General features: G+C 64.9%; 2 protein-coding genes and 2 pseudogenes. All 4 read right to left on the bottom strand.

Annotation, left to right across the window (positions count from 1 at the left end):
* Window positions 1-275: pseudogene (locus EP26_RS38920) on the bottom strand (hypothetical protein); the annotation flags it as partial.
* A 4-nt stretch (window positions 276-279) separates the two neighbouring features.
* A pseudogene (locus EP26_RS38915) lies at window positions 280-473 on the bottom strand (hypothetical protein); the annotation flags it as partial.
* 854 nt (window positions 474-1327) lie between these two features.
* Complete coding sequence (locus EP26_RS30385; protein ID WP_043345132.1) at window positions 1328-2350, bottom strand: IS110 family RNA-guided transposase; 1023 nt, start codon at window positions 2348-2350, stop codon at window positions 1328-1330.
* Window positions 2351-2478: 128 nt separating this feature from the next.
* Window positions 2479-2718 (bottom strand): transposase (locus tag EP26_RS30380; protein WP_043345130.1); only part of this gene is annotated, 240 nt, incomplete at its 5' end.

Here is a 2718-nt window from a genome sequence, read left to right as displayed (position 1 = left end):
CCTTGCCAAGCGGCCGCAGCGGATCCGCTCCATCTTTCAGCACCCGCAATTCCGCTACGCCGCGTAGTCAAGACAATGGGGGCCGCCTCAATAATCTCGTCGAGGAACCGCTCGACAAGGTTGAGCCAGGACGACGAGGTCGGCTTACCATGCAGCTGGACGCGCGGCTGCTGCGCCAGCCAAGTCTCCACAGCGGGGTGGTTGCACGTGGCATAGTTGTCGGCCACGAGGTGCAGATCGAGATTGGCGAGGGTGCTCTCGTCGATGAGGCTCAAAACGCGGCTTCGACTGCCCAATCCGGCGCATGATCTCCATGGTGCCGACGCCTTCACCATTGAGCAGCACGCTACGGGTCTCCAACAAAGCTTCTGTGGCGTGTGGCGCTTCGCCGCCAGCCGCTCTAGCCGCGCCCAATCCTCAGGTGAACGCTGGATCTCTATCCCGGCCTCAAAAGGACCGGATACCCATCCCATCGAATAGGACACCCCCTGTCCCGATCAGAACACGCTGCTGTCGGTCTTTTCGAGCCTGCGACGTGCTTCACCAGCCGCCGTGCAGGCGTGGTGTTCGATACCGGGACGTTTGGGTGACGGGGTGGAGGACAAGCTACCGTCGATCCAGCTCCGCCGCGCGGGTTGGGTACCGCATGACCATGGCCGTCACGGGGCTGCCTCTGTCGCGGAGCAAGGACCGGCATGTGGCCGCCCCGTCATGCCCACCGAAGGTTCTCCTGATCGCTACCGCCTCCTCCTCCGAGCGTCCCGTCTGTTTGGTTGCCTTCTTTTTTGGCTTTGAAATGGACAGGATCAGGCGGTGGATCGTGCCGTGATGCGAGCAGTGGCCCAAGCAAACCCCGCAATTGCGCGCAATAGCCGTGGCCACCACCTTTGGCCGCTTACCGGCGGTCACAGCGCGCCCAGAGGCGGACATGTGCGTCCCAGGCAATGTCCCGAACTTCTCGCGGCAGACCAGCCAAGCGGGGTTTCAGCTGCGCCGACACCCGGGACGGAACGCGATAAGTTTGTCGCTCCCACGGCCGGTCGCGTCCGTCATGTGTGGATGCCCCCTGCGGGTCAAGGTGTCTGGGCATGGCGGCGGTACCGAGAGCACGGGTGCGGTCATGTGTCCGGCCTCTGGTGCGGCCGGTATGGCCGCGGGCCCCGATGAGCTTCGCGGTGCGAGTGCCTGATCAACGTGGCGCGCTCGGTAGCGCATTGACGGACACGGTCTTTCTCGCAGCCGGTTTGCCGGTCTCTCGATCCCATCGCCGCTCTGGCACCTTGGCCCCTGCCGGCTGCGGCCGCCGGTCAGCTCGGTCCGCGACGCGTCAGGCGGTCGCGGGTGTCTTGTAGATCCCTCCCTTCGCCAGCAGCGCCCAGGCGATACGCGCCATCTTATTGGCCAGCGCCACGGCCGCAACCTTGAACGGCCGCCGTGCCAGAAGCCGCGTCGCCCAATCCGTCCCTTCCGGTGCACGCTTGGCATATCGGAGCCGTGCCGTGGCGCCGAGCACCAGAAACGAGCGGAGAGTGGCATTGCCCTGCCTCGAAATCCGCCCGAGCCTTTCCTTGCCTCCGCTGGAATGCGCCCTTGGGGTCAAGCCCAGCGATGCGGCGAAATGGCGCCCCGACTGGAAGCCTTTCGGGTCCGGCACCATGGCCTGCAGCGCGATGGCCGTGATTGCGCCAATGCCAGGGATCGTAGCCAATCTGCGTGCTGTTTCGTCGGTCCGCGAGCGGCGGACCATGCCGGTCTCGAGCCGACCAATCCTCTCCTCGAGCGCCTCGATCTGTTCTGCCAGCTCAAGCAGCGCCTCGCGCGCAGCCGACGGTAGGCGCCGGTCGTCATTGTCGCGCAGTATGGCGATCAGATCGGCAACCTTTCCCATCCCCTTTGCTACGACGACGCCGAACTCTGCCAGGTGGCCGCGCAGCGCGTTCACCGTGCGCGTCCGTTGCTGAACAAGCATCTGCCGGACCTTGAGTTCGGTGCCCGCCGCCTGCTGCGCTTCGGTCTTCGGCGGCACGAAACGCATCGTCGGCCGGGTCACGGCCTCGCAGATCGCTTCGGCATCGGCCGCATCGGTCTTGCCGCGCTTCACATACGGCTTCACGTAGGCTGGCGGCATCAGCCGCACGCGGTGTCCCAACCCCTCGATCACCCGTGCCCAGTGGTAGGCTCCGCCGCAGGCCTCCATGCCAACGATGAGCGGCGGTTGTGCCCTGAAAAAGTCCTCGACTTCGCCGCGCCGGAGCTTCCGCCGGAGTACGGTCTGCCCGCCGATGTCGACCCCATGGACCTGGAATACGTTCTTCGCCAGGTCGAGCCCAACCGTTGTAGCCTGCTGCACGGATGCCTCCTCTCATGGTGGTGCTGCACATACAGCCGCCACGCTATGGCACATCGATGCCGCGGAGCAGGGGGCATCCACCCCATCTACGTGGTGGAATTTGCTGATGAGCTTGGGGCGACCACGGCTCAGGCAGGCCGGGGTGGCAGTTGCAAGGCTTCGTTGGTGGGTGCTGGGTTGAGCATCTCGCTCATGGCCTCGACGCCCATGTAGCGGTGCTGCATCTGCCATTCATCGTTGGCCTCGAGCAGCACAGCACCGATCAGACGAATGATGGAAGCTTCTGAGGGAAAGATGCCGACCACGTCGGCGCGGCGTTTCACCTCCTTGTTCAACCGCTCCAGCGGGTTCGTCGAGTGCAGCTTGGT

Origin of the sequence: Belnapia moabensis DSM 16746 (genome assembly GCF_000745835.1) — a bacterium.
In the GTDB taxonomy this organism is placed as follows: Bacteria; Pseudomonadota; Alphaproteobacteria; order Acetobacterales; family Acetobacteraceae; genus Belnapia; species Belnapia moabensis.
The sequence above is the reverse complement of the archived record's forward strand: the minus strand, read 5'-3'. Positions and strand labels throughout refer to the sequence as shown.